Consider the following 26836-nt stretch of genomic DNA (forward strand, 5'->3'; position numbering starts at 1 on the left):
CTGTTAGCATCCCACTCTAGGATAACGGGACGCCGAAAGGCAATAGCCGATAACCGGCATCGAGTCCGCCCAGGGTGCTCCTTCCCTTGTCTGGTCCCGATTTCGAGCCGATCGAATCATCGCGACCGGGCGCGGTCTGCCGCCCGAGAAAGGAAGACAATGACGACGGAAATGCTGGGTCGGGAAGCCGACCCGATGGATCTGTTCGAGACGCACGTCGCCGCCGGTTGGACCGACGGCCTGCCGGTCATCCCGCCGACCGCCCGCCGGGTGGCGGAGTTCGTCGAGCGCAGTGGGCGCGGCGCCGACGAGGTGATCGCCGAGATCGCCCCGCTGGGTGGCGCCGCGACGACCGAAAAGATCGCCGCCAACGCCGTGATGGCCGGCTGCGTGCCGGCGCACATGCCGGTGCTGATCGCGGCGATCGAGGCCGCGACCGCACCGTCGATGAACATCGGCGGCGTCCAGTGCTCGACGCACATGGCCTCGCCGCTGCTGGTCGTGCACGGGCCGATCCGCAGCGAGCTGGGCATCAACTCGGGCGCCAACGTGTTCGGCCAGGGTGTGCGGGCGAACGCGACGCTGGGCCGCGCCCTGAAACTCGCGCTGGTGAACATCGGCGGGTCGCGTCCCGGTGAGGCGGACAAGGCCACGCTGGGGCAGCCCGGGAAGTTCACCTTCTGCATCGGGGAGAACGAAGAGGAGTCCCCGTGGGCCGGCCTGCACGTCGACCGCGGGTTGCGCCCCACGGACAGCGCGGTCACCCTCTACGGCGCGGAAGGCCCGCAGAACATCAACAACCAGGCCGCGGACAATCCGTTCGACATTCTCACCACCGTCGCGAGCATGATGACCAACCTCGGGTCGAATCACATCTTCATCCAGGGCGAGAGTTTCGTGGTGCTCTGCCCCGAACACGCCCGCATCATCGCCTCGGCCGGCTGGACCAAGGCCGACGTGCAGCATTTCCTGTTCCAGAACGCCACTCGCGGTCATCGCGAGATCAAGGCCGGCGGAATCCACGGCCGCAAAACGCAGAACTACACGACCTGGCCGCGCTGGGTCGATCGCGACGACCCCGATGCCCGCATTCCGGTCACCCGCCGCGTGAATGACATCACCGTCCTCGTCGCCGGTGGTCCGGGAAGGCATTCGGCGTATCTGCCCGGCTGGGGAACCCGGTCGGTCACTCGCAAGATCGAAGGATGAAAGGTCACCACATGTCTGCTGTCATCGCCGACACCGGAAACGACCAGAAGGCCGGCGCGACCCAGTACCTGGTCGAAACGCTCGGCTTGGTCGATCCGACCGCGGCCCCCCGCACTGTCGAGACCGCCGGCGCCGCCGCGCAACGCCTGGCTTCGCTCGCCGGCGCCCACGGTGTGCTGCTGGACAACACGAAGGGCAACGCCGGACCGCTGCTGCGCCACGTCGGCGACCTGCTCGAGAAGAAGTACGGGGTGCAGCCGATGGACATGGCGCGCAAGCTCGTCTACTCGCGCCCGGCCGATCCGTCGCTGCTCGACGAGCTCTCCCGCGACTACGACTTCGTGGTGACCGGGGTCGGCGCGTGCGGGTCGTGCACGTCCGGCTGCGTGCGGGACACCGTCGATCTCGAAGCCCGCGGGATTCCCACCGCCACCATCCACACCCAGGTCTTCATGAACTCCGCGGTCGCGCACAGCGCCGCGTTCGGGCGTCCGGACCTGAGGTTCGTGCAGGTCGAGCACCCGATCGCCGCCGTGAGCGACGACGAGTTGCAGCGCCGCGCCCTCGCGCTGGTGGACTCGGTCGCCGCGGTTCTGATCGGAGACGCGGCATGAGCATCCGCGAAGACGTCGAAAAGGCCCTGGACGGGCTGCGGCAAGGGTTTCAGGCCGACGGTGCGGATCTGACCGTGGAGAACGCGACCTCGGATCAGGTCACGCTCCGGCTGGTGGGCGGGGAAGAGACCTGCTGGGAATGCATCGTCGCCCCACAGCAGCTGCGTGACGTGGTCGGCTCCGTGTTGCGCGACAGCATCGCCGCGCAGCCGGCGGTCGAGGTGATCGACCCGCGCAGCGAGTGAGCGCACGGCGGCCAGGGCACCTGCGTCACGCGATCCGCGTGCCCAGGGCCCCGGCCGCCGCCCGTACCTCCACCCCACCCAGCCCCGACCGGAGAAACGATTCCTGTGACCACACTCTCGAGCTCCCGTGCCGACACCCGGCAGCGGGCGCAGCCGGACCCCCACGACTTCCTCGACCTCGACGCGTCGCTGTCCGACGACGAACGCCTCATCCGCGACACCGTCCGGCAACTCGTGCGCCGTGACCTGCTCGACCGGATCCCCGCCGCCTACTCGGCCGGTCACCTGCCCGAGGGCTTTCCCGCCACGGCCGGTGAGCTGGGCTTGCTCGGAATGCACCTGTCCGGGTACGGCTGCGCCGAAACCAGCGCGGTGGCCTACGGGTTGGCCTGCCTCGAACTCGAAGCCGGCGATTCGGGGCTGCGCAGCTTCGTCTCGGTACAGGGCTCACTGGCCATGTTCGCGATCCGGAGCTACGGCAGCGAAGCGCAGAAGCAACGCTGGCTGCCCGAGATGGCGCGCGGAACCGCGATCGGCTGTTTCGGCTTGACCGAGCCCGACTCCGGCAGCGACCCGAGCTCGATGATCACCACCGCGCGGTTCGAGGACGGCGAATGGCTCCTCAACGGGGCCAAGATGTGGATCACCAACGGCAGCATCGCCGACATCGCCGTCGTGTGGGCGAAGACTTCGGACGGCGTCCGCGGCTTCCTGGTGCCCCGCGGCACCGCCGGCTTCACCACGCGAGACGTCGCGAACAAGATGTCGCTGCGCGCCTCGACCACTTCCGAACTGCTCTTCCAGGACTGCCGCCTGCCGGCCGATGCCGTGCTGCCCGAGGCCGTCGGGCTCCGCGGGCCCTTGTCCTGCCTGAACGAAGCGCGGTTCGGCATCGTCTGGGGTGCGGCCGGCGCCGCCCGGGCGTGTTTCGAGGCGGCCCTGGACTACGCGGGCACGCGAACGCAGTTCGGTCGGCCGATCGCCGGGTTCCAGCTCACTCAGCAGAAGCTCGTCTCGATGGCCACTCAGGTCAACAACTCGCTGCTGCTGGCGCTGCACCTGGGCCGGCTCAAAGACGCCGGCCGGCTGCACCCGCACCAGGTCAGCTTCGGCAAGCGTCACAACGTCGCCGCCGCGCTGGAGGTCGCCCGCGAGGCCCGCACGATCCTGGGGGCCAACGGCATCACCGGCGAGTACCCGGTGATGCGGCACATGGCCAACCTCGAATCGGTCCTCACCTACGAAGGGACCGGGGAAATCCACACCCTCGTCGTCGGCCAGGCCCTCACCGGCCTCGGCGCCTTCCACTGAACCCGGAGAACGATCATGGAACCCGTCCGCAACGTCATCGTCGTCGGAGGCGGCCCCGCCGGCTACACCGCGGCGATCTACACCGCACGGGCGAACCTCGCGCCCGTGGTGTTCGAAGGCAGTCAGTACGGCGGCGCGCTCATGCAGACCACGGAAGTCGAGAACTTCCCCGGTTTCGCCGAGGGGATCCAGGGCCCCGAACTCATGGACACCATGCGCAAGCAGGCGGGCCGGTACGGCGCCGAACTGGTCGCCCAGGACGTGTCCGAGATCGATCTGTCGGGTGAGATCAAGACGGTCACCGCCGGCGGGCGGCGGTGGCGGGCCCGCACCGTCGTGCTCGCCATGGGGTCGGTGTACCGCAGGCTGGGCCTTCCCGGCGAGGACCGGCTCGCCGGGTACGGGGTTTCCTGGTGCGCGACCTGCGACGGGTTCTTTTTCCGGGACCAGGACATCGCGGTCGTCGGCGGCGGCGACTCGGCGCTGGCGGAGGCGATGTTCCTGACCCGCTTCGCCGAGACCGTGACTGTCGTGCACCGCCGCGACACGCTCCGGGCCTCCAAGATCATGCAGCAGCGGGCCCTCGCCGAGAACAAGATCCGGTTCCGGTGGAACTCGGTGGTCGAGGACATCGCGGGCGACGAGCAGGTCACCGGTCTCCAGCTGCGCGACGCGGTCACCGGGCAACCCTCGACCCTGCGCGTGAGCGGGGTGTTCGTCGCGATCGGCCACGAGCCTCGCAGTGAACTGGTCCGCGGCCAGGTCGCCCTCGACGAGGCCGGGTACGTGGTGACGCAGGGCCGGTCGACGCGGACCGACCTGCCCGGCGTGTTCGCCTGCGGCGACCTCGTCGATCACACCTACCGGCAGGCGATCACCGCGGCCGGCAGTGGCTGCAGCGCCGCGCTCGACGTCGAACGCCACCTCGCCGGCACCGAATGAGCACGCCGCCGACCGGCGGCGCAGCCAACCCTCTCCGGGAGATGAACCATGTCCGAGAACAGCACCGTAGTCACCGTCACCGACGATTCCTTCGCCGAGCGCGTCCTGAACAGCCCCGGTCCCGTCCTGGTGGATTTCTGGGCACCCTGGTGCGGACCGTGCAAGAAGCTGAGCCCCGTGCTCGACGAAATCGCCGGGCAGTACGGCGACAAGATCACCGTCGCCAAGCTCGACGTCGACGCGAACCCGGAGTCCGCCAGGAAGTTCCGCGTGATGTCGCTGCCGACCCTGGTCGTCTTCCGCGACGGTGACGCCGTGCAGCGCATGGTCGGCCCCAAGGCGAAAACCGAGCTGCTGGACGAGCTCGAGGCCGTCCTGTCCTGATCCTGTTCCCGAGCGAAGAGTGAGGTGGCCAGCGGTGGAAATGGTCGGTGTGGTCGGGTGCGGACTGATGGGTGCCGGGATCGCCGAGGTCTGCGCGCGAGCGGGGCTGGACGTGGTGGTCGCGGAATCCGGCTCCGGGGCGGTGGATGCCGGGCGACGTCGACTGGAGGCGTCACTCGACCGGGCCGAACGCAACCGGAAGATCCCGAGTGCCGCGAACGTGCTGGAACGGATCCGGGTGGTCGACGGCCTGGCCGAGCTCGCCGATCGCACGCTCGTGATCGAAGCGATCCTGGAGAGCGAGGTAGCGAAGACACAGGTGTTCGCGCAGCTGGACAAGATCGTCGAGGCTCCCGGCGCCATCCTCGCCTCGAACACCTCGTCGATCCCGATCATGAAGCTGGGCACCGTGACGAACCGGCCCGCTCAGGTCCTCGGGATCCATTTCTTCAACCCGGTGCCGGTACTTCCCTTGGTGGAGCTCGTGCCGAGCCTGCTCACCGGCGAGGAAACGACGCGAGCCGCTCAAGCGTTCGTCCGGGACGTGCTGAAGAAGCACCCGATCCTGGCCAAGGACAGGGCCGGGTTCGTGGTGAACGGCCTGCTGATCCCCTTCATCCTCGCGGCGATCCGGATGCTCGAGTCCGGGTTCGCCACGCGCGACGACATCGACGAAGCGCTGGTCCGCGGAGCCGCGCATCCGCAAGGCCCGCTCGCCCTGGCGGACCTGATCGGGCTCGACACCACCAAAGCCGTGGCCGAATCGCTGTACGAGGAGTTCAAGGAGCCGCTGTACGCCCCGCCACCGTTGCTCGCCCGCATGGTGGAGGCCGGCCTGCTCGGTCGCAAGAACGGCCGCGGTTTCCACACCTACGAGTGAGCGGTCTCAGTGGTTCCCGTGCGCGCTGTTCGGAGCTGGGGGTGTCGCCGGATCAAGTCCCGTCGATAGTCGGCGGTCGTCTTCCGCGTGACGGTGATGAAGCCGGTGAGGCTCGGGGATTGGTTGCCGGTGCGCCAGGCGAGTGAGAGTGGCCGGTAAGGAAGCGGTTCTTGCAGCGGGATGAAACGGACGCCGTGGCGACCGAGGTTGACGAAGGAGGTCGGCAGGAGCGCGATCCCGGTGCCCGCTGCCACGAGAGCGAGAATCGTCTGGACCCGTGCGGATTCCTCCGCGACTGGAAGCTGCAGATTGTGGCTGCGGAACAATTCGACGACATCGGCGAACATCGTGGCGCCGGCGGCTCGCGTCCAGAGGATCAATGGTTCGTGAACGAGGCTCGCGGGATCGATCAGGTCCCGGTTGCCGAGCGGGTGCTCGTCCGGCACGACCGCGGCCAGGGAATCTTCGATGAGGGTCTCGACGGTGAGAGCGGGTTCGTCGATGGGGCCGCGGAGAAAACCGATGTCGAGTTTGTGTTCGACGAGTTGCGTCGTCTGCTCACGAGTGTCCAGCTCGGCCACGTCGAGCTTGACGTCGGGATACTCACGGCGATGCTCTCGCATGACAAACGAGAGCATGCCGTTCACCGCCGCTTGGAGGGCGCCGATCCGAACGTGGCCGAGGTGCCCGGTCGCTGCCCGGCGGGCCGCCGCGAACGCGCGCTCGCTGTGCACGAGGGCCAGACGTGCCTCGGCGAAGAGCGCCTCGCCGGCGTCGGTGAGTTCGATGGGCCGGCGGGAGCGATCGATGAGTTCGACACCGAGTTGGTACTCCAGCTTGCGGATCTGCTGGCTCAGCGGTGGCTGCGCGATGTGCAGGCGCTCAGCCGCTCGCCCGAAGTGACGCTCTTCCGCGACCGTGACGAAGTATCGAAGAAGCCGCAGCTCGGGATCCGACATATTCACAAGATATCCCGGTACCCGAAACACGGTGGAGGACATGGGAAACCTCTCATATCCGCGGGATATGGGACAAGACCGCGGATGTCTTGGACGGGCACCTGCGCGGCCGTTACGGTCGGGTGATCGGCAGCCGGGCGCTGATCCGTCATTCGCGAACCTTCGCAGCCCACGAGGAAGTGACATGCAGCTCTATGAGGCCCTTGCCGCGGCCTTGATCGATCTGGAAGTGCAGCCGATGTTCGGCGTGATGGGCGATGCGAACATGGCCTACGTCGCGAAGTTCCGGGAACGGGGCGGAAAGTTCGTGGCCGCCGCGCACGAGAGCGGGGCGGTCGGCATGGCCGACAGCTGGTCACGGGCGACCGGCCGGGTCGGGATCGCGACGGTGACGCACGGGCCCGGACTGACCAACACCATGACCGCATTGGTGGAGGCGGTGCGAAATCGCAGCTCCATTCTGGTGCTCACCGGTGATACGCCCGCGGAGCCGACACACTTCCAGCGGCTCGAACTGTCCGCTTTCGCTTCGGCGGCGGGCGCGGGCTATGAACGCGTGTACCGTCCCGAGACGCTCATCCGCGACCTCGAGCGGGCGCTGCGGCACAGCGTGACCGGCCGTCAGCCGGTCGTTCTCAACGTGCCGCACGACCTCCTCCGGTCGGACGTCGAAGATCTCCGGACGGTTCGCCCGCCTGCGCGGCACGAACCGGTCATCCCCGGCGAAGAGCGACTCGACTCCGCGCTGGGCCTCATCGCCGCGTCGAATCGGCCGGTTGTGCTCGCCGGCCGAGGAGCGGTCGTGTCGGGCGCGCGCGAATCCCTGATCGCGCTTTCCGAGGTTCTCGCGGCCCCCCTCGCGACATCGGTGCAAGCCAAGGACTTGTTCGTCGGCCACCCGAGCAACCTGGGGATCTGTGGCAACCTCGCGCACGGCCCGGCCGGCACGGCACTCGCCGAATCCGACTGCGTCATCGCGTTCGGCGCGAGCCTCAACGTGTACACCTCGGCGCGCGGGGAGCTCTTCGCCGGGAAGAAGATCGTCCAGGTCGATCACGATCCGAGCCGGTTCGGCTGGTACACGGCCGTCACGGACACCGTCGTCGGCGACGTCCGGGAAGTGGCCTGGGCGATGGTTTCCCTGTTGCAGCAGGGTGGTCATGAACCGAATCGGTCGTGGCTGCGGAAGATCCAAACCGGACTGTCCACCTTCGAACCCGGCGCGGAATTCGCCGACGCTTCAGGCAGTGACACCGTCGACATCCGCACCGCCGCCATCCGCCTGGACGGCCTGTTGCCGGCTCGGCGGAACGTGGTGAGTGACAGCGGCCGGTTCGTGCACGCGGCATGGCCTTACCTCCACGTTCCCGAGGCTCGTGGGTTCACCGCGATGGGTGCCTTCGGGGCGGTCGGACTAGGCTTGGCCGGGGCCGTGGGCATGTCTTTCGCTCGTCCCGATGAGCCGACCGTCTGTGTCATCGGCGACGGCGGTTTCATGATGAGTCCCGCGGAATTGGCCACCGCGGTGCGCGAGAACCTCCCGCTTGTCGTCGTGGTGTTCAACGACGGCGCGTACGGTGCCGAGTACCACAAGCTGGCCGCCTACCGCATCGATCCCGCGCATTCCTTCATGTCCTGGCCCGACATCCGCGGCGTGGCTCAGGGATTCGGCGCACGCGCGATTTCCGTGAGGAAGCTCGAGGAGCTGGACGAGGTCGCGAGCCTGACGGCAAACCTCGACGGCCCCTTGGTGATCGACATCCGGCTGGATCCCACGGTGGACATCGCCGACTGACCCGAGGTCACAGTTCTTCCGTTGACTCACCCGACGAGTCCCCCAGCGGTCGCGGGCCGGAGGCACCGGTGCCGCGACGCTGCGGTGCGGGTTGATCGAATTCCGGGCAGCTCACGCCGGCCGGACTCGGAGTCGATCTTGACGCGAGTCCGCACCCGCGCGACAATCAGCGGGCCCTCCGGCAAGACGCCCAGGTCGGAGCGGAAATGTTCCTGGCCCCATCGGCGTCTGCCGATGCTTCGGGCAAGACTCCGCGAGCGTGGCTATTCACCACCGCATGACGCGATTCGGATTCGAATTCGGGAATCAGGGTTCTTTTCGGAGCCCGCCGGGAGTACCGTTTCCCTCACCTGAAGAAGTCGAGTGCAAATGTCGCCGAATCCTGACCGCGCCGATCCGTCAGCTGCGCTCTGAAGTAAGCGAAAACAGAATCTCCCGCACCTCGCGCAATTTTCTGATCATCGCGTCGAATGCTGACACTCGCCAGTCTCACGCGTCGCACGCAGCGCGATCCCAGCCCGAACCTGGCCCGAAAGCCAAGGCCACCGAGCGAAAGGACAATGATGTCCTCTTCTGCCCCTCCACCGGAAGCCGCGACCGCACCCACCACCCTTCGGCGACGGCGATGCTACGTGCAGCTGTGGTTCTGGGTTCTCACCGCCTTGGCGGCCGGCGTCATCGTCGGCCTCGTCGCCCCGGGAGTCGGGCTGAACCTGCGGTTTCTCGCCGACAGCTTCATCCAGCTCATCAAGGTGGTCGCGCCGCCCATCGTCTTCTGCACCATCGTGGTGGGGATCGCCTCGATCGGCAACCTGCTCACGGCGGGAAGACTCGCCGCCACGGCCCTCGGCTACTTCCTCACGATGACGCTCGTGGCGCTCACGCTGGGCCTCGCCGTGGTCAACATCGTGAGGCCGGGCACCGATTTCCCCACTCGGGCCGCCGATCCGAGCACGCTGCGGACGGTCCAGGAAGACGTGTCCGCAGCCGACACGAAATCGGGGCTTCTGGACTTCGTCCAGGACAGCCTGTTGCCGAAAAGCCTCTTCGGGCCCTTCGTCGAAAACGAGATCCTCCGGGTGATCGTGCTGGCCATCCTGTTCGCCATCGCGGCGTCGATGCTCACTGCCCCTCTTCGCAGGCGCGTCGTGGCCGGCGTCGAACTGATCACCAAACTCGTCTTCGGGGTCATCCGGCTCCTGATGTGGCTGGCACCGATCGCGGCGTTCGGCGGGATGGCCTACACCGTGTCGCAGTTCGGGGGCAGAACTCTGGCCAACCTGGGCCTGCTGATGGCCGCCTTCTGGCTCACCTGTCTCTTCTTCGTGTTGGTCGTGCTCGGCGCGGTCTGTTTGTGGAGCGGCTTCAACATCTTCAAGTTCCTGCGCATGATCAAGGACGAACTCCTGATCATCGTCGGCACGTCGACGTCGGAGACCGTGTTGCCACGCCTGCTGGGCAAACTCGAGGCGGCCGGCGCCAGCCGCTCGGTGGTCAGCATGGTCCTGCCGACCGGCTACGCGTTCAACTTGGACGGCACCTGCATCTACCTGACGATGGGCGCTCTCTTCGTCGCGCAAGCCGGAGGTGTGGAACTGCCGATCGGTGCGCAGATCGGGCTCGTCTTGCTGATGCTGCTCACCTCGAAAGGCGCCGCCGGCGTGACCGGCGCCGGCCTCGTCACGCTCGCCGCCTCCCTGCAGGCGTTCGGGCCGGACTTCTTCCCGGCCCCGGTGCTCACCATCGGCCTCGCACTGCTCGTCGGCATCGACCGGATCATGAGCGAGGGCCGCTCACTGACCAACGCGATCGGCAACGCCGTCGCCGTCATGGTCGTCGCCCGCTGGCTGGGCGAACGCGACGAGGCACGCTTCCGCGCCGCCCTCGACGACCCCAGCCTCGTGCGGGACCGGATCGAGCAGGACGACGAACCAGAACCGCACCGAGTCCCGGCCGGCCGGCCGGCCGGCGAAACGTCGCGACCGCCGGACCACAGCTCGATGATCGGCTGAGCCGTGCGGAACTACGTCATCGAGCACCTCGGCGGGCCTGGTGGCGTGCTGATCGTCGAGTCATCGAGGGAGCGTCATGAATGATCATCAGCCAGAACGAGCGGGCCTGACGCCTGCCCAGCGCACCATGCGAGCTCGAATCGCAGCGTACGTCTCTTGGTCACGCACCACTGACCGAGCCGAACGGACAGCCCCAGCGCGCCGGGCAGCGTTGGACCGGTTCGAACGGCAGGTGGACCCCGATGGCGTCCTGGACGAGACTACGCGGAGGCGTCGAGCGGAGGCCGCCAAAACCGCTCACTTCCAGCAGTTGGCCTACCGAAGCTCGAAGAACCGCCGCCGCGGCTCAGCCGGCGGCAAGTGACGGTCGATTACTGGGCCGCTCTTGCCGCCTACCGGCCCATCGTCTCGGGCGGATCTGGCCAGGTTTCAGGTCACGGTCGCGCAAGATCGCCCGGCGGATTCTCCGGGACTACGGGCGCTTCCGTGTTGTGGAAGGGTGAGATCTCAATGATGTCCTGGGGGGTCACCACGATTTTCTTAGCAGAAACCCAGCGGGAGATCATATCCTTGGGTCGCTGATAAACACCGCTCGATTTCGTCCATGAAGTTTTCCCATTTTCGCTACTCGACAACGCGAACCCCGCCGGATTCAAAACGAAGCTTTCGCATCCCGTAAATCTCCCAGGCCGCCCCGGGAGCCAACTGGGCCATTCGCTCATCTGGGATTTCGGGTACGACGTATCTGTTCCCAGCCGCGTGCCAGACGAACTCTGGGTCAAGTTCCAGATGATGCTTCTTGACCAGGTAGGGGAGATCGAGTCGCCACACCCAGATTCCGTCGGTCATCAGCGACGAGCCGCCCGAAACACCTGACCCATCGTTGGCGATGACATCACGCGTACCCTCCATGATGTACATCAAATAGCGCCCGCCTTGAAGGTACGCGACCAGATTACTCTCATGGGGATCCCGGTTTCTGGAGATCACCTCGAATACACTCCCCCGGAACACATCCGGCCGGCGCTCTTCGAGCTCCGCGAAGAAGCCCACCCTCCTGAGGCTCACACGTTCATCCTCTCGGGTAGAGCTGCATCCGGCCGGCCTCACCAAAAACCGTCGACTCTTGCCCTGGGCCGAGTTCCCAGTCTGTGCCAACCCGTTCATTGGGCGCAATGACCGGAACTCCGAGTTCGTCCGACAGTCGCCGGCCAACGCCGGACACACCAGTGTGGCACACGACAAGGCAGCACGGCTGCCCTTCCTGGTAGTCGGGGTTCGCCCTCAGTGCATCCGCCAGCTGCCCGCCATTCACTGTCTCGCCATCGATCTCGATGAAGCCATCCCTGGTTCCGTGAGCGATCACGTCATGCATTCCTTGGTTGAGGACGTTGTTGAAGTTGCGGATCGTCGCGGGGTCACTCCCATCCGCCGTCGCTGTGGGGCTGCACCCTGACTCCGTGTCCACCGGCAGTGTAGTTGTCCGGTGTTCCCGCCCCGCCGTCGTCGAGCGTTCCCTCGGACATCGCATTGCCGACATCGAAGACCGACGGAGCCCCTGAGCAGACCAGCCCACTCTTCTCCCAAGCTTCACCGTCGAACCGGTGTTGCGCACCAGCGCAGGCACCGTCGTCGTTGTCGCTTGAGCTGGCGGCAGGCCGCCAGGCCATGTGTCGGGGCTGCCTGGTTGTGCCCTCAGATGCATTCCCCAGTCGCCGACGAGCTCTCGGTTGCCCTCGGGTTCCAGCACCACCTCAGGTGCCTCGGCGGCGGTCATGAAATCAGTCGCACCCGGATAATCCATTGGACTTCAAGCGCCGTGCTGCTTGTTGACTGGTCGACAATAGTCGACCACAAGATCAACTCAAGGTGTCGTTCCGCAGGTCAACCGCATGGTCAGGAGCTGAAAGTGGGCCGGGTCGGGCTCGAACCGACGGCCAAGGGATTATGAGTCCCCTGCTCTAACCAACTGAGCTACCGGCCCCTCGCTGGCGGCCTTGTTTGCATTAGCACATGAGCCCCAGTTCGTTCAAAAGTATCACAGGCGCCGGGCTGGGCCGGGGCAGTAGGCCGAACAGGTTGTGTTGCGTCGGGGTGGGGGGTGGGTCGTCTAGGTTGCAGGGGACGTCGCCGCCGTGAGCCCGTTCGGGAGGGTCGAGCATGGGTGCCGCACGGGGTTCGTCGGGGCGGGTGGTTTGGTTGGCCCTGGTGGACGTGTTGGCTGTCGGGATCGCTGTCGGGTTTCTTGCTCGCCATTATCGGGACGTGTTGGTGGCTCACGCCGGGGTGATCAGCCTCGGGGTGCTCGTGGTGGTCGCGGCAGGGTTGCTGGTGGGGTCGGTGTTGCGGGGGTTGCGGCGGGCGTCGGATCGGCTGGACGCGATGTTGGTGGATGAGTTGTCGCCGAGGCCGTCGCCTCGGCCGCGATGACGGGGTGCGGGCGCGGTGGCGGGTGTGGCCGAGATGGGGTGGCGAGGCTGCCGCCGGAGGACGGCGGGTCACGCGATGCCGTGAGGGATCAGTCGGCGGCGGCGGGTCCGGGCGGCGCGGAGCTGTTGCGGACGTGCGCAGCCGCTCGGCCCACAAAGGAGTGATCCCGCACAAGCCGGATACGCGAACCAGACCGCAATCACAAGTCGGGCCCCGTCGCGTCGAAGCGCGGCTGAAAAATCGTGGCGCTGTAATAACCTTGCACCGCTTCGAGCACGAACGCGTTGAAATATCCCTGGCTTTTCAGCGAAATCCCGAGCGCACAACGGATACCCACGAACAAAAGATCTTCGTGGCCGGCAGAACCGTTACGTCGCCACCTCACCACAGGGCGTTAGCCCACCCCGGAAACCTCACCCGAACGCCAGCACGAGTGAAAAAGCCGTCGCAGCGGGAAAATCACGGGACCTGGTGCATGGAAACGACGTCGAGGCCCAGGACGCGGAAGAGGCTCAGCAGGCGGTGCAGGCGTTCTTCGTCGGTGAGTGGGCAGTAGATGATCGTTTCCGGGGGCGCGGCGGCGACTTCCAGCTCGCCGAAGTCCCCGACGGCGTCTGCGGCCCGGTCGGACAGGCGGCCGGAGACGCGGAAAACGTAGCTGGACTGCGACACCTCAGCCTCCTTGAGCGACCCTCGCCGCCACGGTCGCGCGTGCGCGTGGGGGCGTCCTCGCCCGTGCCGGATGAGCTCGTGTTCTCCCCGGTGGCGTGCGACAGTGGGTCACTGCGGGACGGAGGGAGAAGAGGGTGTCCCACAACGAAAATCGCGATGGCGGCAGCGCGAAGCACAACGGAGACCGGGAAAAGCCGTATGTGCCGAGGCGCAAGCGCACTGTGCCGGAGCTGCCGGACGGGTTCGTGTCGCGGCCGCGGCTGCTGAACGCGCTGGACCGGGCCGGGCCGGAGGCTGCGACGATGGTGTGCGCGCCCGCGGGGTCGGGGAAGACGTTGGTGCTGGCGGAGTGGGTGCGGGCCGGCGGGCTGGGCGGGGCGGCGTGGCTTTCGCTCGACGCGGCCGACAACGACGAGCGCCGCTTCCGGTCCGGGGTGCTCGACGCGCTCGTGCCGGCCGTGCCCGAGCTGAAGCGCCTCGACGCGAGCAGCCCGGGTTTCTTCGCCGACCTCATCGACGCGCTCGACACCGAAGACGCCAGAAACGCCGAAGCCGCCGAAGCCGCCCGAGACGCCAGAGATCCGCGAGACCCCGGAAACCAAGGAATCCTCCCGGCCGAACCCGTCCGCCTCGTCCTCGACGACGTCCACGAGCTCGTCGCCACCGAGCCCCTCCGCGACGTCGAACAGCTCCTCCGCCTGCGCCCCCGCGGCCTGCGGCTCGTGCTGTCCACCCGCTGGGACCCCCCGCTGCCCCTGGCCCGCCTGCGCCTGTCCGGCCGCCTCGCCGACCTGCGGTCCGATCACCTGCGCTTCCGCCCCGACGAAGCCGCGGCCCTGCTCGCCGGCGAGCGCGTGCACATCGGGCCGGAGCAGGTCGACCGGCTCGTGACGCGCACGGAGGGCTGGGCGAGCGGGCTGCGGCTCGCGGCCGAGTCCCTCAAGGGCGGCGCGGAGTTCACCGGCACCGACCCGATCGTGAGCGCCTACCTGGTGGACGAGGTCCTCGCGCCACTGTCCGAAGAGGAGCGGGAGTTCCTGCGCGAAATCAGCGTCTGCGAAAGAGTTTCCGCCTCACTGGCCACGGCGTTGTCCGGCCGCGTCGACGCCGGCGAGCTGCTGGCGCGCCTGGAACACCGCACGGCGATGCTGTTCCGCACCGGCGCCGGCCGCCGCATCTACCGCCTGCACACGCTGCTGCGCGCCCACCTGCTCACCGACCTGATGCTGCGCACACCGCGCCGGGTGCCCGCGCTGCACCGCCGCGCGGCCGAGTGGCTGCGCGCCCGCCACCAGGCCGGCGACGCCGTGACCCACGCGCTCGAGGCCGGCGACTCCGCGCTCGTGGCGGACCTGCTGCGCCGCCACGCGCTCGACCTGCTGCTGGCCGGCGAGCACGACGTGCTGCGCCGCGCGCGGGCCGCACTCAGCGACGACGTGGTCGGCGACGACCCGTGGCTCGCGCTCACCGGCGCGCTCGAGCACCTCGACGCCGCCCGCCCCGGCGCCGCGCGCGCCCAGGTCACGCTGGCCGAACGCGCGTGGCCCCGCGAACCTTCGCGTGAGCTGCACGCGCTGCGCGGCCTCGTCGGCACCCGCTTCGCCCACGCCGCCGGGTACCTCGAAGAAGACGTGACCGAGGACGTCGCCGAGCAGGGGTCCGCGCTCAGCGCCATGACGCTGCTCGAGTCCGGCCAGGCGCTGCTCGCCGCCGGCCGCGCCGCCGAGGCGCGCCGGCCCGTGGAGTCGGCGCTGGCCTTCGCCCGCGCGCACGGCCACGCGCACCTGGAACAGCAGTGCCTCACCGTGCTCGCCGGCGTCGCCGCGGCCACCGGCGATTTCCGGGCCATGGCCGCTCTGGCCGAGGACGCCGACACGCTCGCCGAGACCCACGGCTGGCGCGACACCCCGGCCGGCGCGAAAACCTCGCTGATCCTGGCCTGCGGCGCGCTGATGCGAGCCGAAGCCCTCGCCTGCCTCGCGCAGGTCGACCGCGTGACCCGCGTGCTCGCCACCACCGACACCCTCGGCCACGCCGGCCTCACGCTGCTCACCGCCACCCTCGACGGCACCGCGCGCTTCGACTGCGGGCAACGGTCGGTCGGCCTGCGCCGCATGACCGACGCGCGCCTCGCCGAAGGCCCCGCTCCCCTGCCCGACGGCGTCGTCGCCTTCGCGGCCGTGTGCGAGCACGACGCCGCCACGCGCCTGGGCCGCGGCGAAACCGCGCGGGACGTGCTGGCCTGGGCCCGCGAACGGATCCCCACGGCCGCCGAGATCCTGCTCATCCGCGCCGGCACGCAGGTCGTGCTCGGTCGCGACGGCCACGCCCGCAACCTGTTGCGCCCCTTGCTCGACGGCGCGATCGAACCGCTGCTGCCCTGGACGCCGATCACCGCCTGGCTGCTGGAAGCGGAAATCGCCGTGCGCGGCGGAGAAGCGGTTCGCGCGCGCCGCGCCGTCGCGAAGGCGCTCGGCCCGGCCGAACGCCTCGGTGTGCTGCGCCCGCTCGTCACGGCCGCGCCGGAGGTGCTCGATCTGGCGCTGCTCGACGTGCCGGGCGGCCACCGTTTCACCACCGATCTGCGCCAGGCTCGGGCGTTGCGTGGCCGCCAGCCCGACGCGGTGGCGCTCACCGAACGGGAACGCACCGTATTGCGTCTGCTGCCCACGATCCGTTCGCTCGACGAGATCGCCGGCGACCTCATGGTTTCGCCCAACACCGTGAAGACCCACGTGCGTGCGCTGTACCGCAAGCTCGGCGTCGGTTCGCGGCGAGAAGCCGTGCGTTCGGCCGTCCGGCGTGGACTCGTGGACAACTAGTTGGGACATTCGGACCTTCCTTTGTCACAGTTACGACCTACGGTCAATAGCGTGGGTCGAGGTGGCCGGTCGAGCACCAACCGGTGGCGGGTGCCGGGCGCGAAGGTGACAATGCCCTTGCTGCCACCGGATTTCGTCACGCGCCCACGATTGCTCGAAGCCCTCGACGCCGCCGCCGGCAGCCCGGTCACCGCCGTGTGCGCCCCGGCCGGGTTCGGCAAGACCACGCTGCTGGCCGAGTGGGCGGCGAACCGGCCCGTCGCCTGGGTTTCCCTCGACGCGGAAGACAACGACCCGCACCGCTTCTGGTCCGCGATCCTCTGCGCGCTGGAGAAAACCGTGCCCGCGGACAGCCGGGTGCACGCCGTCGCGGCGCCGGAAGGCAGCAGCCGCGCGGATTTCCTCGCCGAGCTCGTCGATGCGCTCGACGCCCTGCCGGCTCCGGTGCGGCTGGTGCTCGACGACTTCCAGGAGATCGTGGCCGCCGCCCCGCTGCACGACGTGACCACCCTCATCCGCACCCCGCCCGCCGGGCTGCGCCTCACCCTCTCGGCGCGCTCGGACCCGCAGCTGCAGCTCGCGCGCCTGCAGGTGCAGGGCGACCTCGCCCGCGTCGGCGCCGACGACCTGCGGTTCACCACCGGCGAGACGGCGCAGCTGCTGCAGGCCACCGGCGTCCGCTGCAGCGAAGACGACGTGCGCCGCCTGGTCGAGCGCACGGCCGGCTGGACCGCGGCCGTGCACTGGGCCGCGGTCTCGCTGCGGACCGTCGCCGACGTCGACGCCTTCCTCACCCAGCTCGACGGCGACGACCGCTCGATGGCCGGTTTCCTCGCCGACGAAGTGCTCGCGCGCCTGCCGGAAGGCGCGCCGGAGCTGCTGCGCCGCATCAGCGTGTGCGACGCCGTGCCCGCCGCGCTGGCCCGTGAGCTGGCCGCGCGCGAGGACGCCGGCGCGGTGCTCGCCGAGCTCGAACGGCACACCTTCCTGGTCGCCCGCGTCGACGATCCGAGCGGTTCCTACCGCGTGCAGCCGCTGCTGCGCTCGTACCTGCGGGCCGACCTCGACCTGCGTTACCCCGGCCTCGCGGGCGAGCTGCACGCCACGGCCGCGCGCTGGTTCGCCGGCGAGGAGCGCATCGGCGAGGCCCTGGAACACGCCGTGGCCGGCCTGGATCGCGAAGGCATCGTCGAGCTGCTGCGCGCCCACGCCGTCGGCTGCCTGCTGGCCGGCGACGACCAGGCCGTGCGCGAAACCCTGGCGCACCTGGGCGAGGACCTCGACCCCGGGCTCGCGGCCGCCCGGGCGCTCGCCGCGATCCAGAGCGGCGAGCCGGCCGAGCCGTCCGCCGAACCGCTGCTCGCGCGCCACCACGCGCTGGCCGAGGGCCGGCCGCCCGACAGCTCCGGGGCCGCCGCGCCGAGCGAGCCGGGCACCTGGGCCGAGCTGGACCGCGCGTGGTCCTCGCTCTACCGCGGCGCCTGGCGCGACGCCACCACCCGCGTGCGCGACGCCGTGGACACCGCGCGCCGCGACGGCCAGGACTACCTCGTGCTCCACGGCCTCGCCGCCCTCGCCGTGGCCGCCGGCTTCGGCGACTCGCAGGACGAGGCGCGCGCGGCGTGCCAGGAAGCCGTGGAGCTGGCCACGCGGCACGGCTGGCCGCGCTCGCCGTGGCTGGCGGTGTGCCGGCTCGTGCTCGCGTGCGACCACCTGCTGCGGCTCGACCCGGCGGCCGCCGGTCGGGAAGCCCGCGACGCGGCGACACCGCTGGGCGCGTTCATCGGCGGCGCCGCGCTGTTCGACGGCGCCGCCCAGTTCAGATCCACCGTGCAGGTGAAGAACTCGGCCCAGGTCAAGAACCCGCCTCAGTTCGGCGGCGAGGACCGCCGCGACGGCCTCGAAACCATGCGCCACGCCCGCCACGAACTCGGCGAGCTGCCCGCCGCCCCCGCCGCGCTCGTCGCCGTGCTGGAACACCACGCCGCCGTGTTCCTCGGCGAAGCGTTGCACGCCAACGAAGTGCTGCAGTGGGCCCGCGACCACCTCCCCCACACGCGCGAGCTGGACCTGATGCAGGCGTGGACGCACCTCGCGGCCGACCGGCCCGACGACGCCGCGGCCGCCCTGCGCAGCCGCCGCGCGGCGCTGCTGCCGACCACCCCCGTGGACGCCGAGCTCACCGGAGCCGCGCTCGCCCTGCGCGCCGGGCGCCGCACGGAAGCGTTGCGGACGCTGGAACACGCGCTGGGGCTGGCCGCCGGCGGTGACCTCGTGCGGCCGTTCGCGCTGGCCGACCCGGCGGTGCGCCACCTGCTGGTGGACCACTCGGGCGGCTTCGGCCGGCTCGACGGCTTCGCGGCTTCCGTCCGGGACCGGTTGCGCCGCTTCGACCCCGCGCCCGTGGACGACCGGCTCACCGAGCGTGAGCAGGTGGTGCTGCAGCGGTTGCCGTCGCAACGCTCGCTCGACGAGATCGCGGCCGACCTCACCGTGTCGGTGAACACGGTGAAAACCCACGTGCGCGCGATCTACGTGAAGCTCGGCGTGACCAACCGCCGTGACGCGGTGCTCGTCGCCCGCGAGCACGGTCTCGCGTGAGGCTTCATCCGCGGCAGATGAGGCCGGACCCGCGCCGGAGTCCGACGCTTCCAGCAAGCCCGCCACGGGCACGGATCCCGCGGACACGAGAGGACTCTCACCATGACCGACACGGGAGCACGAGCGCCGCACACCGAGGCCGGCGGAACCACCGGCCGCCACCCTGACTCCCAGTCACTGCCGAGCGGCTGGACCGGCTGGGTCGCGTTCGCCGCGACCATGATGATGCTGCTGGGTGCCTTCCAGGTGATCGAGGGGCTCGTCGCGCTGCTCAACACCCGCTACTTCGTGGTGGACGAGACGGGACTCGTCGTCTCGGTCAACTACACCACGTGGGGCTGGGTGCACCTCGCACTCGGCGCGCTGCTGATCCTGGTCGGCATCGGCGTGTTCACCGGCAACCGCGTCGCACAGATCACCGGCATCGTCCTCGCCGGCCTGAGCGCGCTGGTCAACCTGGCCTTCCTGCCGGCGTACCCGCTGTGGTCGATCATCATCATCGGCGTCGACGTGCTCGTGATCTACGCGCTCGCCGTCCACGGCAAGGAGATGCAGAAGATCTGACACGGCGGTCAGGCCGGTGCGGGCCCCGGTTGTCCGGGGTCCGCACCGGTGTCCGCGCGCGTTTGCACCTCGGCCGCGGCGTTGTCTTCGGTCACGGGTTCGGCCGCGGGTTCGGTGGCGGGTTCCGCGGCCGGCTCGGCGCTCGGCTCGGTCTCGGCCGCCCCCGGCTGCGGTCGGTTGCGTTTGCCGGTCATGCCGATGAGCGCGTCGGCCCAGCCGGCCGTGGGGTCGATGTCCACGAACAACGCCTTGATCAGCAACGTCAACGGCACCGCGAGGATCGCGCCCACCGGCCCGAGCAGCCACGACCAGAACACCAGCGCCAGCACGGTCACCAGCGTCGACAGGCCCACCGAGCCGGCCACGAACCGCGGCTGGATCAGCGACTGCACCACGAAGTTGAGCGCGCAGTAGACCACCACGACGATCACCAGCTTCTGCCAGCCGCCGTCGAGCAGGCCCAGCAGGGCGGGCGGGATCACGCCGAGCACGAAGCCCACGTTCGGGATGTAGTTGGTCACGAACGCGAGCAGCCCCCACAGGATCGGCACCGGGATGCCGATGAGCGCCAGCGCGCCGGTGTCGAGCACCGCCACGATGAAGCCGAACACGGTCGTCACCAGCATGTAGCTGCGGGTGCCGGTGGCGAAGCGGTGGAACGCGGAGGTGAGCCACGGCCGTTCGGCGTCGATGGCGCCGAGGCGCTGATCGGCCCACGTGGCCTCGGTGCTCAGGAACAGCAGCAGCGCCAGCAGGAACACGAGATTGGTCAGCACGCCGCCGATACCCGAGAGCAGCGAGCCCACGAAGCCCGCGAGCTTGCTGAAGTCCAGCGAGGACGCCACCTCCCGCAGCTGTTGCTGACCCACTCCGAACTGCGCGAGCTGGTCCGTGACCGACTTCAGCAGGTCGGTGACGCGCGAGGCGTACTGCGGCAGCAGCGTGGCCAGGCGCGCCAGCGACACGATCACCACGAAGACCAGGCCCACCATCACGAGGTAGACCACGATCACGAGCGCGACGGTGGTGAGCCAGCGCGGCCAGCCCTTGCGCAGCAGCCACACCTGCACCGGGCTCGCGGTGACCACGATGACCAGCGCCAGGAACACCGGGCCCACGATGAACGCGATCGCCCGCACGCCGGCGAGCGTGATCACGACCGACGCGGCGCCCACCATGATCACGAGCACCCGCGGGAGCATGCTGCCGGGCGGGAAAGTGGCGACGGGCGCCGGAGCGCCGCGGCGGCGTCTGCCGGCACCGGTTCTTCCGCGCAGCTTCACGAGACCACCTCACCCTCGTCCGGGCTGGGGTGCTGCGGTGGTGCCCCGCGACGGCGGGCGGCTCCCCGATGTCCCTCCGGTGCGGACGCGGCCCGTGCGTCCCGAGGACACGGTCACCGTCCGCACACGGGTCGCGCTTCACCCGCGCCAGGTGAGACCTTCGGTCCCGGCGCTCGCGCTCAGGGACGCGCAGGACGACTCGCGGTGCCGGCGAGGTCACCCACCGCGTCCGTCCACTGAGGACGGTTCAGCCCGCGAGCGCGCCCGATCCGCCGCCCCCGCCGGTGGTCCACTCGCCCGCGCGGCCGGGCCGCGGACAGCGGCCGAGGCACGGGATCTGCGCCCACACCGTCTTGCGCCGCGACTCCGGTTCCGGCAGCACGCCCCACGTCACCGACAGGCGGTCGACGAGCAGGAGCCCGCGGCCGCGCGGACCGGGCAGGCGCGACAGGCCCATGGTCGGCTGCACGAGGTTGCGGTCGGCCACCTCGACCCGCACGGTGCAGGGGCGCAGACTGTGCCACAGCTGCAGGTGCCGGGGGCCGTCGCCGTGGTCGTGCGCGTTGGCGAGCAGTTCGGTGGCCACGAGCAGCACGTCGTCGCGGTGCTCGTCACCGAGGGTGTCGAGGTGCTGGGCCACCCATCTGCGCATCGTCCGTACCGTGGCGGCCGTGGTGCCGTGCAAGGGCAGCACCCACGTGCCCGGACGGCCGGCGTGTCGGATACCGGTCAACGCCACCACCTCCCGCTGCGCGGTCACACTTCCTCACGACTTACCCGATCGGGTCACGAATGAATCACCGGACCGGGTTCGGGTGCTCGTCCGAGTAGCGTGCGCGGCGCCCGCGAGGATCAGCTCGCCGGTGCGGGTTCCCTGGTCAGCAGCCCTTCGACGGCTTCCGCGGTGCCGGTTCCGGGGCGCGGGACGAAGGTGAAAAGGTTCTGCCCGCCGGCCCCCTGCACGGCCAGGTGCTCGACGTAGAACGTGAGCTCGCCGGCCACGGGGTGGAACATCCGCTTCACCGAGCGCGGCGTCGCTTCCACGCGGTGGTCGGCCCACACGCGGCGGAACAGCGGGCTGGCCGCCGACAGCTCGGCCACCAGCCGCCGGGCCCGCAGGTCCTCCGGATCACGGCCGACCGCGAGGCGCAGCATGCCGATCATCTCCTCGACGATGCCCTCCCAGTCGTCGTGCAGCGGCCGCGCCTTCTCGTCGCACAGCAGCCACCGCACCACCACGCGGTCACGCGCGGGCATCACCGGGAAGTCGGCGAACACCAGGCGCGCGATCCGGTTGGCCGCGAGCACCTCGGTGTAGCGGCCGAGCAGGATCGCGGGCACGCGGCCCAGCTCGTCGAGCAGGATCCGCATGCCGGGGCCGACGCCGCGCGCGAGCACGTCGGGCGGCTCGCTGCGGCGCGTGGACAGGCGGCGCAGGTGCGAGCGCTCGGCCTCGTCGAGGCGGAACACGCGGGCGAGCGCGTCGAGGACCTCCGGCGAGGCCGTGAGCTGGCGGCCCTGTTCGAGGCGGGCGTAGTAGTCGGCGCTCAGCCCGGCCAACGTGGCGACTTCCTCGCGCCGCAGCCCCGGCACGCGCCGGCGAGCCGTGGCCGGGAGGCCGACTTGTGCGACGTCGACGCGGGCGCGCCGCGTCCGCAGGAACTCGCCGAGCTCGGAGCCCGTCATCGCCACCGGTCCTTTCCACCTGGTCACGAGGGTACGTCGGCCGGGGCGCCGAGCCGTCCCCTGTGGACCGGCCGTACCCGCCGGGCTGCCCGCGTGGGCCGCTCGTGTGACGCCGATCCTAGGAACGGCAAGTCCTGGCTGAGCCCTTCTTCACCCTCCTGGGTCTGGCTTCATGGGCGTGGGGACACCGGGAGGTGCCCCGACGAGGAGGGACACCCCGAAATGAAGTACGACTACGTGGTCGTGGGCGGTGGCACCGCCGGTTCGGTGCTCGCCACGAGGCTGAGCGAAGACGCGGCGACGACCGTGCTGCTGCTGGAGGCCGGTCCCGCGACCGGGCCGGACGTGATGGCGGTGCCGCCCGCGTGGCCGGCGCTGCTGGGCAGCGCGGTCGACTGGAACTTCCACACCACCCCGCAGCACGGCCTGCTCGGCACGCAGCTGCCGTACCCGCGCGGGCGCACGCTCGGCGGGTCGAGCTCGATCAACGCCATGGCGCACCTGCGCGGGCACCCGGCCGGCTACGACGCGTGGGGCGTCGACGGCTGGCGCTTCGACGACCTGCTGCCCTACTTCCGCCGCAGCGAGACCGCGGCGGCCGGGCGCGACCCGAAGTACCGCGGCACCGACGGCCCGATGCGCGTGGGCCCGCCGCCCGTCCGCCACCCGCTGGCCGGCGCCGCGCTGGCCGCGGTACGCGAGCGCGGCTTCGCCGAGACGCCCGACCTCAACGGCGCCGAGCCCGAGGGCGCGACCTGGCTCGAGATGAACATCGCCGACGGCGCCCGCCAGTCGGCCGCCGACGCCTACCTGCGTCCCGTGCTGGGCCGGCCGAACCTCACCGTGGTCACCGGTGCGCTCGTGACCCGGCTCGTGCTCGCCGGCACCCACTGCACCGGCGTCGAGTACCGCGTCGGCGACTCGCCGGATTCGGCCGAGGCCGAGCGGTCCGTGGTGCTCACGGCCGGTGCCGTCGGCTCGCCGCACCTGCTGATGCTCTCGGGCATCGGCGACCCGGCCGAGCTGGAGAAGGCCGGGGTGACGCCGCGGGTCGCACTGCCCGGCGTCGGCCGGAACCTGCAGGACCACCCGCTGACCGGCGTCGTGTACTCCGCCTCCCGCACGATGCCCGACGGCGCCAACAACCACAGCGACCTCGTCGCCGCCGTCCGCACCGCCGCGGGCCTCGAGGCGCCTGATCTGCAGCTGCTGTTCCTGGACATCCCGTACTTCCGGCCTCCCCTGGCCGGCCCGACGAGCGGGTTCACCATCGGCTTCAGCCACCTGTACCCGCACAGCCGCGGCTCGGTGACCCTGGCCTCGGCCGACCCCACCGTCGCGCCCATCGTGGACCCGGCGCTGCTGCGCGACCCCCGCGACGTCGCCGCCATGCTGGCCGGCCTGCGCCTCGCCCGCCACATCGGCACCGCCGCGGCGCTCGACCCGTGGCGCGACCAGGAGGTGCTGCCCGGCCCGGCCGCCACGAGCCCCGCCCAGGAGGAGGAGTTCCTGCGCCGCAGCACGGGCCCGTACTTCCACGCCAGCGGCACCTGCGCCCTCGGTACCGGCTCGGCCGCCGTCGTCGACCCGACGCTGGCCGTGCACGGCGTCACGGGCCTGCGCATCGCCGACGCGTCCGTGCTCCCGACCCTCATCGGTGCGAACACCAACGCGACGGTGCTGGCGGTGGCGGAGAAGGCCGTGGACCTGCTGCTGGGGCGCGAAGCCGCGCGGTGACGACGTGGGCCGCTTCGCTCGGTGATGGTCACCGAGCGGGGCGGCCCTGGTGCACCGCGACGGTGGTGCCGCCGGCCGAGCCGTGCCAGGTCAGTGCGGGTGGTCCGGGTGCGCGGCCAGGAAGTGCCGGTTCTCGGGCGGTTCCACGGAGAACTCCAGCGCCGCCCGGTACAGCCCGGCGTCCTCGCCGGTGATGCGCTCGTGGTGCTGGCGGAGGTGCTCGGCCCAGGTCGCGACCTCGAAGACCTCCACGTAGCGGTCGGGCACGGCCACGTCGCGGTAGGCCGTCCAGCGGCGGGCGCCGGTGCGTTGCCGCGAAACGCCGACACGGGCGAGCACGGCCAGGAACTCCGCGGAGCGCTCGGCCGGCACGTGGTAAGCGACCTCGACCAGCACCGGACCCGACGCCGGGTCGGGCGTGTCCTCGCCGGGCAGGACGGCGATCTCCGGTTCGGGCCACGGGGTCACGATCGTGCGGTCCAGCTCGCCGGTGCGCGCGTGGATCGGCAGCACGAGCAGCGACGCGGCGCCCAGCAGGAGCAATACGCCGGAGATGGCGAGGGTCGTGGTGGCGCCCGCGGCGGCCGCGACCAGGCCCCACAGCAGCGCGCCGACGCCCTGGCCGCCGAGGAAGATCATCAGGTACACCGCGAGCGCCCGCGCGCGGACCCACGAGGGCAGCGCGAGCTGCAGCGTGGTGTTCAAAGTGGACAGACCCGCGAGCCAGCCGGCGCCGCCGAGCACGAGCAGCAGCGCGACCGCCACCACGCTGGGCAGCAGGGCCGCGGAGAACACCCCGACGGCGTAAGCGACAGTGGCGGCGCCCAGCAGCGGATTGCGGCCGAGCCGGGCGCGCATCGGCCGCATCAGCACGGCGCCGCCCACCGCACCGACGCCGAGGGCGCCGAGCAGCACGCCGTAGCCGCCGGAGCCGAGGCCGAGCCGCGCGGCCGCGACCACCGGCAGCAGCCCCCACAACGCCGACGCGGGCAGCACGAACACCAAGGCCCGCACGAGAATCCGCCGGACTCCGGGCGCGTACCGCACATACCGGATCCCGGCTCGCAAAGCGGGCAGCAGCGGTTCCGCCGGGCCGGCCGATTCGGTGGCGGTGCGCCGCCACGTGAGGATCGCCGCGAGGATCAGCAGGTCGGACCCGGCGTTGATCGCGAACACCACCGCGGGCCCGGTGAGCGCCAGCACGAACCCGGCCAGCGCGGGCCCGATCGCGCGCGCGATGTTCACGTTGAGGCTGCCCAGGGCCGCGGCCGCCGGGAGCTCGTCGCGGGGCACCAGCTCGGGCTGGATCGCCTGCCACGCCGGGCTCATCAGCGCCTGGCACACGCCGAGCAGCAGCGTGATCGTGATCAGCGTCGCGGGTGTCACGAGATCCCGCCCGCTCAGCACGGCGAGGGTGCCCGTGATCACGACCATCACCGCCGTGAGCACCGCGATGATCCGCCGCCGGTCGAGCACGTCGGCGAGCACACCAGCCGGCAGCGACACGAACAGCACCGGGATCAGGCTCGCGGCCTGCACGATCGACGTGAGCGTGGCGGCGTCGGGCTGGTGCACCACCGTCCACTGCGCACCCACGGACTGCATCCAGCTGCCGACGTTCGAGCCCAGCTGCGCGAACCACAACGCACGGAACACGTGCCGGCGCAGCGGCGCCCACGTGGACGACGCCGGGGCGGGTGAGGCCGGCAACGGCGGCTCCTCTGGGCCGGGGCGCGAAACCGGGCCGTCCGCGCGAGCCGCCGTATCGTACGTCGGCCGAGCCGCGAAGAAGACCACGGCGAAGCGGCACTGCCCCATCGAACACGCGCACAACCGGACGAACGACGCATCCGGCTCAGCGGGCCCTCAGGCCTGCGACACCCGGAACACCGGCCACCCGATCTCCGTGCGCCACGACCGCGGATCCGGGTCGTCGCGCGGACCGCGGACGTACGTCTCGTGCACCGGGCCGGCCACCGCCAGCGCGTGCTCCACGACCCAGCCACCCAGCCGCCCGTAGGTCACGTCGATGTCGTCGTGGTCCCCCGGGTGCACCGCCACGGCCAGCTCGACGGCCGGCAGCTGCTTCGGCGCCACGCGGCCGACCGTCGGTGCCCCGGGCACCGGCCGGTACACGAGCGCGCGGCCCCGCCCCAGCGTGAACAGCTCGTTGTCGTACAGCCCGCCCGGCGGGGTGAAGCCTTCCCGCCCGGCGACCGCGGTGTCCAATTCGGACATCGCCGCGTGGTACCAGCCGAGCACGTCGTCGAGGTCCACGGTGGCCTCGATCGCGGCCACGGTCCGCGCCGGCACCGAGCGCAGCTGCACCGCCAGCTCCTCGACGTCGGGCTTCAGCAGCTGCCGCAAGGAAACGACGGCCGCGCGCGTGCGGTCCAGCCGGTCTTCGAGCCGGCGCAGGTGCCCGGCGATGAGGTCGGCGCGGGCGCTCGGGTCGGCCGAGCCGAGGATGCGGTGCACCTCGGCCAGCGGCACGTCGAGCTCACGCAGCCGGTGGATCACCTGGGCGTCGGGGATCTGCTCGCGGGAGTAGTACCGGTAGCCCGTGGCGTCGTCGACCGAGGCGGGCGCCAGCAGGCCGGCCTCGTGGTAGCGGCGCAGCGTGCGCACGCTCAGCCGCGTGAGCCGGGCGAACTCGCCGATCGTGAGGCCGTTGCGCATGCCACCACTCT

The 26836-nt window shown here is 70.5% G+C and carries 23 protein-coding genes and 1 tRNA gene; 13 read left to right on the plus strand and 11 right to left on the minus strand.

What is annotated here, in order from left to right; all coding sequences use genetic code 11:
- Nucleotides 1–159 precede the first annotated feature (159 nt).
- The 7 genes from VSH64_RS21335 (at nucleotide 160) to VSH64_RS21365 (ending at nucleotide 5585) form a co-directional block, all read left to right on the plus strand.
- Nucleotides 160–1209: a hypothetical protein gene (locus VSH64_RS21335; protein ID WP_326837403.1), complete on the plus strand. Its 1050-nt coding sequence runs from the start codon at nucleotides 160–162 to the stop codon at nucleotides 1207–1209.
- Between the two features lie 11 nt (nucleotides 1210–1220).
- Nucleotides 1221–1823: a UGSC family (seleno)protein gene (locus VSH64_RS21340; protein WP_326837404.1), complete on the plus strand. Its 603-nt coding sequence runs from the start codon at nucleotides 1221–1223 to the stop codon at nucleotides 1821–1823.
- Nucleotides 1820–2068, plus strand: coding sequence for a NifU family protein (locus VSH64_RS21345; protein WP_326837405.1), 249 nt, complete (start codon nucleotides 1820–1822; stop codon nucleotides 2066–2068). Before VSH64_RS21340 ends, VSH64_RS21345 begins: the two co-directional genes overlap by 4 nt.
- Before the next feature lie 105 nt (nucleotides 2069–2173).
- Nucleotides 2174–3379 (plus strand): acyl-CoA dehydrogenase family protein, encoded by a 1206-nt coding sequence (locus tag VSH64_RS21350; RefSeq protein ID WP_326837406.1) that lies wholly within the window; start codon nucleotides 2174–2176, stop codon nucleotides 3377–3379.
- Nucleotides 3380–3394: 15 nt separating this feature from the next.
- On the plus strand, nucleotides 3395–4321 hold the full coding sequence (gene trxB, locus VSH64_RS21355; protein ID WP_326837407.1) for a thioredoxin-disulfide reductase: 927 nt from the start codon (nucleotides 3395–3397) through the stop codon (nucleotides 4319–4321).
- Nucleotides 4322–4369: 48 nt separating this feature from the next.
- Nucleotides 4370–4705 (plus strand): thioredoxin, encoded by a 336-nt coding sequence (trxA, locus tag VSH64_RS21360; protein ID WP_326837408.1) that lies wholly within the window; start codon nucleotides 4370–4372, stop codon nucleotides 4703–4705.
- A 40-nt stretch (nucleotides 4706–4745) separates the two neighbouring features.
- The gene (locus VSH64_RS21365) at nucleotides 4746–5585 is read left to right on the plus strand and encodes a 3-hydroxybutyryl-CoA dehydrogenase (protein WP_326837999.1); all 840 of its coding nucleotides are present in this window, start codon (nucleotides 4746–4748) and stop codon (nucleotides 5583–5585) included.
- On the opposite strand, the gene VSH64_RS21370 is transcribed toward VSH64_RS21365, so the two are convergent.
- On the minus strand, nucleotides 5576–6586 hold the full coding sequence (locus tag VSH64_RS21370; RefSeq protein WP_326837409.1) for a LysR substrate-binding domain-containing protein: 1011 nt from the start codon (nucleotides 6584–6586) through the stop codon (nucleotides 5576–5578). The two genes, VSH64_RS21365 and VSH64_RS21370, sit on opposite strands and share 10 nt — an antisense overlap.
- Before the next feature lie 142 nt (nucleotides 6587–6728).
- On the opposite strand from VSH64_RS21370, the gene VSH64_RS21375 reads away from it, so the two are divergent.
- Together VSH64_RS21375 and VSH64_RS21380 are read left to right on the plus strand one after the other, a co-directional pair.
- Nucleotides 6729–8339, plus strand: a complete 1611-nt coding sequence (locus VSH64_RS21375) for a thiamine pyrophosphate-binding protein (RefSeq protein WP_326837410.1) — start codon at nucleotides 6729–6731, stop codon at nucleotides 8337–8339.
- Between the two features lie 563 nt (nucleotides 8340–8902).
- Nucleotides 8903–10351, plus strand: a complete 1449-nt coding sequence (locus VSH64_RS21380) for a cation:dicarboxylate symporter family transporter (protein WP_326837411.1) — start codon at nucleotides 8903–8905, stop codon at nucleotides 10349–10351.
- Between the two features lie 624 nt (nucleotides 10352–10975).
- Here the strand turns inward: VSH64_RS21380 and VSH64_RS21385 are convergent.
- The 5 genes from VSH64_RS21385 to VSH64_RS21405 all read right to left on the minus strand — a co-directional run bounded on the left by VSH64_RS21385 (nucleotide 10976) and on the right by VSH64_RS21405 (nucleotide 13453).
- Entirely contained in the window at nucleotides 10976–11404 is a 429-nt protein-coding gene (locus VSH64_RS21385) for a hypothetical protein (protein ID WP_326837412.1), read from the minus strand.
- 19 nt (nucleotides 11405–11423) lie between these two features.
- The gene (locus VSH64_RS21390) at nucleotides 11424–12128 is read right to left on the minus strand and encodes a hypothetical protein (RefSeq protein WP_326837413.1); all 705 of its coding nucleotides are present in this window, start codon (nucleotides 12126–12128) and stop codon (nucleotides 11424–11426) included.
- Nucleotides 12129–12261: 133 nt separating this feature from the next.
- Nucleotides 12262–12335, minus strand: a tRNA-Ile gene (locus tag VSH64_RS21395).
- A gap of 645 nt (nucleotides 12336–12980) precedes the next feature.
- Complete coding sequence (locus VSH64_RS21400; RefSeq protein ID WP_326837414.1) at nucleotides 12981–13118, minus strand: hypothetical protein; 138 nt, start codon at nucleotides 13116–13118, stop codon at nucleotides 12981–12983.
- 122 nt (nucleotides 13119–13240) lie between these two features.
- Entirely contained in the window at nucleotides 13241–13453 is a 213-nt protein-coding gene (locus VSH64_RS21405) for a hypothetical protein (RefSeq protein ID WP_326837415.1), read from the minus strand.
- Between the two features lie 134 nt (nucleotides 13454–13587).
- Here VSH64_RS21405 and VSH64_RS21410 point away from each other — a divergent pair, with 134 nt between their 5' ends.
- From VSH64_RS21410 to VSH64_RS21420, 3 genes are all read left to right on the plus strand, one after another.
- On the plus strand, nucleotides 13588–16275 hold the full coding sequence (locus VSH64_RS21410; RefSeq protein ID WP_326837416.1) for a LuxR C-terminal-related transcriptional regulator: 2688 nt from the start codon (nucleotides 13588–13590) through the stop codon (nucleotides 16273–16275).
- A gap of 111 nt (nucleotides 16276–16386) precedes the next feature.
- Entirely contained in the window at nucleotides 16387–18876 is a 2490-nt protein-coding gene (locus tag VSH64_RS21415; RefSeq protein ID WP_326837417.1) for a LuxR C-terminal-related transcriptional regulator, read from the plus strand.
- Nucleotides 18877–18978: 102 nt separating this feature from the next.
- Nucleotides 18979–19440, plus strand: a complete 462-nt coding sequence (locus VSH64_RS21420; RefSeq protein ID WP_326837418.1) for a DUF7144 family membrane protein — start codon at nucleotides 18979–18981, stop codon at nucleotides 19438–19440.
- Nucleotides 19441–19448: 8 nt separating this feature from the next.
- Here VSH64_RS21420 and VSH64_RS21425 read toward each other — a convergent pair whose 3' ends face one another.
- The 3 genes from VSH64_RS21425 to VSH64_RS21435 form a co-directional block, all read right to left on the minus strand.
- The gene (locus tag VSH64_RS21425; protein WP_407655658.1) at nucleotides 19449–20723 is read right to left on the minus strand and encodes an AI-2E family transporter; all 1275 of its coding nucleotides are present in this window, start codon (nucleotides 20721–20723) and stop codon (nucleotides 19449–19451) included.
- Nucleotides 20724–20970: 247 nt separating this feature from the next.
- Nucleotides 20971–21456, minus strand: a complete 486-nt coding sequence (locus tag VSH64_RS21430; RefSeq protein WP_326837419.1) for an ATP-binding protein — start codon at nucleotides 21454–21456, stop codon at nucleotides 20971–20973.
- A gap of 119 nt (nucleotides 21457–21575) precedes the next feature.
- The gene (locus VSH64_RS21435; protein WP_326837420.1) at nucleotides 21576–22409 is read right to left on the minus strand and encodes a helix-turn-helix transcriptional regulator; all 834 of its coding nucleotides are present in this window, start codon (nucleotides 22407–22409) and stop codon (nucleotides 21576–21578) included.
- Between the two features lie 222 nt (nucleotides 22410–22631).
- Between VSH64_RS21435 and VSH64_RS21440 the strand changes: the two genes are divergently transcribed.
- The gene (locus VSH64_RS21440) at nucleotides 22632–24146 is read left to right on the plus strand and encodes a GMC family oxidoreductase (RefSeq protein ID WP_326837421.1); all 1515 of its coding nucleotides are present in this window, start codon (nucleotides 22632–22634) and stop codon (nucleotides 24144–24146) included.
- A gap of 90 nt (nucleotides 24147–24236) precedes the next feature.
- Here the strand turns inward: VSH64_RS21440 and VSH64_RS21445 are convergent, their stop codons facing one another.
- Both VSH64_RS21445 and VSH64_RS21450 read right to left on the minus strand, forming a co-directional pair.
- A complete protein-coding gene (locus tag VSH64_RS21445; RefSeq protein ID WP_326837422.1) occupies nucleotides 24237–25856 on the minus strand; it encodes an MFS transporter in 1620 nt (539 codons plus the stop codon).
- Nucleotides 25857–26012: 156 nt separating this feature from the next.
- The gene (locus VSH64_RS21450) at nucleotides 26013–26825 is read right to left on the minus strand and encodes a MerR family transcriptional regulator (protein ID WP_326837423.1); all 813 of its coding nucleotides are present in this window, start codon (nucleotides 26823–26825) and stop codon (nucleotides 26013–26015) included.
- Nucleotides 26826–26836 lie beyond the last annotated feature (11 nt).

Source organism: Amycolatopsis rhabdoformis (assembly GCF_035918295.1).
Lineage (GTDB): Bacteria > Actinomycetota > Actinomycetes > Mycobacteriales > Pseudonocardiaceae > Amycolatopsis > Amycolatopsis rhabdoformis.

What these genes read in the sequence shown, in the direction of transcription:
- VSH64_RS21335 (WP_326837403.1), top strand. Translation starts at nt 160, where the DNA reads ATGACGACGGAAATGCTGGGTCGGGAAGCCGACCCGATGGATCTGTTC.
- VSH64_RS21340 (WP_326837404.1), top strand. Translation starts at nt 1,221, where the DNA reads ATGTCTGCTGTCATCGCCGACACCGGAAACGACCAGAAGGCCGGCGCG.
- VSH64_RS21345 (WP_326837405.1), top strand. Translation starts at nt 1,820, where the DNA reads ATGAGCATCCGCGAAGACGTCGAAAAGGCCCTGGACGGGCTGCGGCAA.
- trxB (WP_326837407.1), top strand. Translation starts at nt 3,395, where the DNA reads ATGGAACCCGTCCGCAACGTCATCGTCGTCGGAGGCGGCCCCGCCGGC.
- trxA (WP_326837408.1), top strand. Translation starts at nt 4,370, where the DNA reads ATGTCCGAGAACAGCACCGTAGTCACCGTCACCGACGATTCCTTCGCC.
- VSH64_RS21365 (WP_326837999.1), top strand. Translation starts at nt 4,746, where the DNA reads ATGGTCGGTGTGGTCGGGTGCGGACTGATGGGTGCCGGGATCGCCGAG.
- VSH64_RS21370 (WP_326837409.1), bottom strand. Translation starts at nt 6,586, where the DNA reads ATGTCCTCCACCGTGTTTCGGGTACCGGGATATCTTGTGAATATGTCG.
- VSH64_RS21375 (WP_326837410.1), top strand. Translation starts at nt 6,729, where the DNA reads ATGCAGCTCTATGAGGCCCTTGCCGCGGCCTTGATCGATCTGGAAGTG.
- VSH64_RS21380 (WP_326837411.1), top strand. Translation starts at nt 8,903, where the DNA reads ATGTCCTCTTCTGCCCCTCCACCGGAAGCCGCGACCGCACCCACCACC.
- VSH64_RS21390 (WP_326837413.1), bottom strand. Translation starts at nt 12,128, where the DNA reads ATGACCGCCGCCGAGGCACCTGAGGTGGTGCTGGAACCCGAGGGCAAC.
- VSH64_RS21415 (WP_326837417.1), top strand. Translation starts at nt 16,387, where the DNA reads ATGCCCTTGCTGCCACCGGATTTCGTCACGCGCCCACGATTGCTCGAA.
- VSH64_RS21420 (WP_326837418.1), top strand. Translation starts at nt 18,979, where the DNA reads ATGACCGACACGGGAGCACGAGCGCCGCACACCGAGGCCGGCGGAACC.
- VSH64_RS21435 (WP_326837420.1), bottom strand. Translation starts at nt 22,409, where the DNA reads ATGACGGGCTCCGAGCTCGGCGAGTTCCTGCGGACGCGGCGCGCCCGC.
- VSH64_RS21440 (WP_326837421.1), top strand. Translation starts at nt 22,632, where the DNA reads ATGAAGTACGACTACGTGGTCGTGGGCGGTGGCACCGCCGGTTCGGTG.
- VSH64_RS21450 (WP_326837423.1), bottom strand. Translation starts at nt 26,825, where the DNA reads ATGCGCAACGGCCTCACGATCGGCGAGTTCGCCCGGCTCACGCGGCTG.